This is a genomic window from Rhizobium sp. Leaf341 (assembly GCF_001424325.1).
GTDB lineage: Bacteria > Pseudomonadota > Alphaproteobacteria > Rhizobiales > Rhizobiaceae > Ferranicluibacter.
The window spans coordinates 1-3,367 of sequence record NZ_LMPE01000009.1 but is presented as its reverse complement, the minus strand read 5'-3'; the positions used below and the strand labels follow the sequence as shown (position 1 = coordinate 3,367).

General features: G+C 54.1%; 1 tRNA gene and 2 rRNA genes. All 3 read left to right on the top strand.

Features of this window, described 5'->3' with window-relative positions:
• Positions 1–109 precede the first annotated feature (109 nt).
• The 3 genes from ASG03_RS09825 to ASG03_RS09815 all read left to right on the top strand — a co-directional run bounded on the left by ASG03_RS09825 (position 110) and on the right by ASG03_RS09815 (position 3,351).
• A 23S ribosomal RNA gene (locus tag ASG03_RS09825) occupies positions 110–2,918 on the top strand.
• Between the two features lie 193 nt (positions 2,919–3,111).
• Positions 3,112–3,226: ribosomal RNA gene (gene rrf / locus ASG03_RS09820) — 5S ribosomal RNA — on the top strand.
• Between the two features lie 48 nt (positions 3,227–3,274).
• Positions 3,275–3,351 (top strand) — tRNA-Met (locus ASG03_RS09815).
• Positions 3,352–3,367: the final 16 nt, after the last annotated feature.

Here is a 3,367-nt window from a genome sequence, read left to right as displayed (position 1 = left end):
CCGCACCTGCAAAGGTGCCGGGATGGCCAGGTTTTGCACCCCTTCAAGCGCAAGCGAGGAGGACAGGTTTGCAAAACCCAACGAANGGATGAGCATTGGCAATGAGAACGATCAAGTGAATTAAGGGCAATTGGTGGATGCCTTGGCATGCACAGGCGAAGAAGGACGTGATACGCTGCGATAAGCTAAGGGGAGCTGCGAATAAGCTTTGATCCTTAGATGTCCGAATGGGGAAACCCACCTTAAATGCTTGGGAAATCTGTTGTGTCGCAAGGCGCTTCAGGTTTCCAAGCATTATCATAAGGTATCTACACCTGAATCCATAGGGTGTAAGAGGCGAACGCAGGGAACTGAAACATCTAAGTACCTGCAGGAAAGGACATCAACCGAGACTCCGCAAGTAGTGGCGAGCGAACGCGGACCAGGCCAGTGGCGATGAGTGATAAAGCAGAACGACTTGGAAAGGTCGGCCAGAGTGGGTGACAGCCCCGTATGCGGTGATGCATTTATCGTCCTAGAGTAAGGCGGGACACGTGAAATCCTGTCTGAACATGGGGAGACCACTCTCCAAGCCTAAGTACTCGTGCATGACCGATAGCGAACAAGTACCGTGAGGGAAAGGTGAAAAGCACCCCGACAAGGGGAGTGAAAGAGAACCTGAAACCGGTTGCCTACAAACAGTCGGAGCCATTATTGGTGACGGCGTACCTTTTGTATAATGGGTCAACGACTTAGTGTGACATGCAAGCTTAAGCCGATAGGTGTAGGCGCAGCGAAAGCGAGTCTGAATAGGGCGATCATAGTATGTTGCATTAGACCCGAAACCGAGTGATCTAGCCATGAGCAGGTTGAAGGTTGGGTAACACCAACTGGAGGACCGAACCCGCATCTGTTGCAATAGATTGGGATGACTTGTGGCTAGGGGTGAAAGGCCAATCAAACTCGGAGATAGCTGGTTCTCCGCGAAAACTATTTAGGTAGTGCGTCGATCGAATACCTCAGGGGGTAGAGCACTGAATGGGCTATGGGGACTCACCGTCTTACTGATCCTAATCAAACTCCGAATACCTGAGAGTACTAATCGGCAGACACACGGCGGGTGCTAACGTCCGTCGTGAAGAGGGCAACAACCCTGACCTCCAGCTAAGGTCCCCAAGTCATGGCTAAGTGGGAAAGGATGTGAGGATCCCAAAACAACCAGGATGTTGGCTTAGAAGCAGCCATCATTTAAAGAAAGCGTAACAGCTCACTGGTCTAAATAAGGGTCTTTGCGCCGAAAATGTAACGGGGCTAAAGCCATGCACCGAAGCTGAGGCTTAGACATTCTAACGAATATCTAGGGGTAGCGGAGCGTTCCGTAAGCCTGTGAAGGGAGACCCGTGAGGGCTCCTGGAGGTATCGGAAGTGCGAATGTTGACATGAGTAACGATAAAGAGGGTGAGAGACCCTCTCGCCGAAAGACCAAGGGTTCCTGCTTAAAGTTAATCTGAGCAGGGTTAGCCGGCCCCTAAGGCGAGGCGGAAACGCGTAGTCGATGGGAACCACGTTAATATTCGTGGGCCTGGTGGGAAGTGACGGATTGCGTAACTTGTTCTGACTTATTGGATTGTCAGGGCGGGGAAGCGGTTCCAGGAAATAGCCCCACCGTATAGACCGTACCCGAAACCGACACAGGTGGTCAGGTAGAGCATACCAAGGCGCTTGAGAGAACTATGCTGAAGGAACTCGGCAAATTGCACGCGTAACTTCGGAAGAAGCGTGACCCTTTTCTACGCAAGTAGGATGGGGTGGCACAGACCAGGGGGTAGCGACTGTTTATCAAAAACACAGGGCTCTGCGAAGTCTTTAAGACGACGTATAGGGCCTGACGCCTGCCCGGTGCTGGAAGGTTAAAGGGAGAGGTGCAAGCTTTGAACTGAAGCCCCAGTAAACGGCGGCCGTAACTATAACGGTCCTAAGGTAGCGAAATTCCTTGTCGGGTAAGTTCCGACCTGCACGAATGGCGTAACGACTTCCCCGCTGTCTCCAGCATAGACTCAGTGAAATTGAATTCCCCGTGAAGATGCGGGGTTCCTGCGGTCAGACGGAAAGACCCCGTGCACCTTTACTATAGCTTTACACTGGCATTCGTGTCGGCATGTGTAGGATAGGTGGTAGGCTTTGAAGCGGGGACGCCAGTTCTCGTGGAGCCATCCTTGAAATACCACCCTTATCGTCATGGATGTCTAACCGCGGTCCGTTATCCGGATCCGGGACAGTGTATGGTGGGTAGTTTGACTGGGGCGGTCGCCTCCGAAAGAGTAACGGAGGCGCGCGATGGTGGGCTCAGAACGGTCGGAAATCGTTCGTCGAGTGCAATGGCATAAGCCCGCCTGACTGCGAGACTGACAAGTCGAGCAGAGACGAAAGTCGGTCATAGTGATCCGGTGGTCCCGCGTGGAAGGGCCATCGCTCAACGGATAAAAGGTACGCCGGGGATAACAGGCTGATGACCCCCAAGAGTCCATATCGACGGGGTTGTTTGGCACCTCGATGTCGGCTCATCGCATCCTGGGGCTGGAGCAGGTCCCAAGGGTTTGGCTGTTCGCCAATTAAAGCGGTACGTGAGCTGGGTTCAGAACGTCGTGAGACAGTTCGGTCCCTATCTGCCGTGGGTGTTGGAATATTGACAGGATCTGTCCCTAGTACGAGAGGACCGGGATGGACATATCTCTGGTGGACCTGTTGTCCTGCCAAGGGCATAGCAGGGTAGCTATATATGGACGGGATAACCGCTGAAGGCATCTAAGCGGGAAACCCCCCTGAAAACGAGTATTCCCTTGAGAACCGTGGAAGACGACCACGTTGATAGGCCGGGTGTGGACGTGCAGCAATGCATGAAGCTTACCGGTACTAATCGTTCGATCGAACTTGATCGTTCCCATTGCCCATGCTCATCGAGCGGCCAAGGCGAAAGCCTCCGGCCGATCGTCATGAGACACCGCGTGACCGCCCACAAGGCGCACCGCGGCCGACCCTTGAGCCCCAAGGCCTCCAAGCCTTCGGCCTCAAGACCTCGGAAAACCCAAAGACGTGTTCAAATCCAGCTTCTCGTTGTTTGCCCTTAGCCGACCTGGTGGTTCTGGCGGGGTGGCCGCACCCGTTCCCATTCCGAACACGGCCGTGAAACGCCCCAGCGCCTATGGTACTTCGTCTTAAGACGCGGGAGAGTCGGTCGCTGCCAGGTCTGCTAAGCGCAAACACCCCCTTCTCGTCACCATCAGTCCCCTTCTCTCGCGGGGTGGAGCAGCCCGGTAGCTCGTCAGGCTCATAACCTGAAGGCCGCAGGTTCAAATCCTGCCCCCGCAACCAGACAGACAATCCAAAA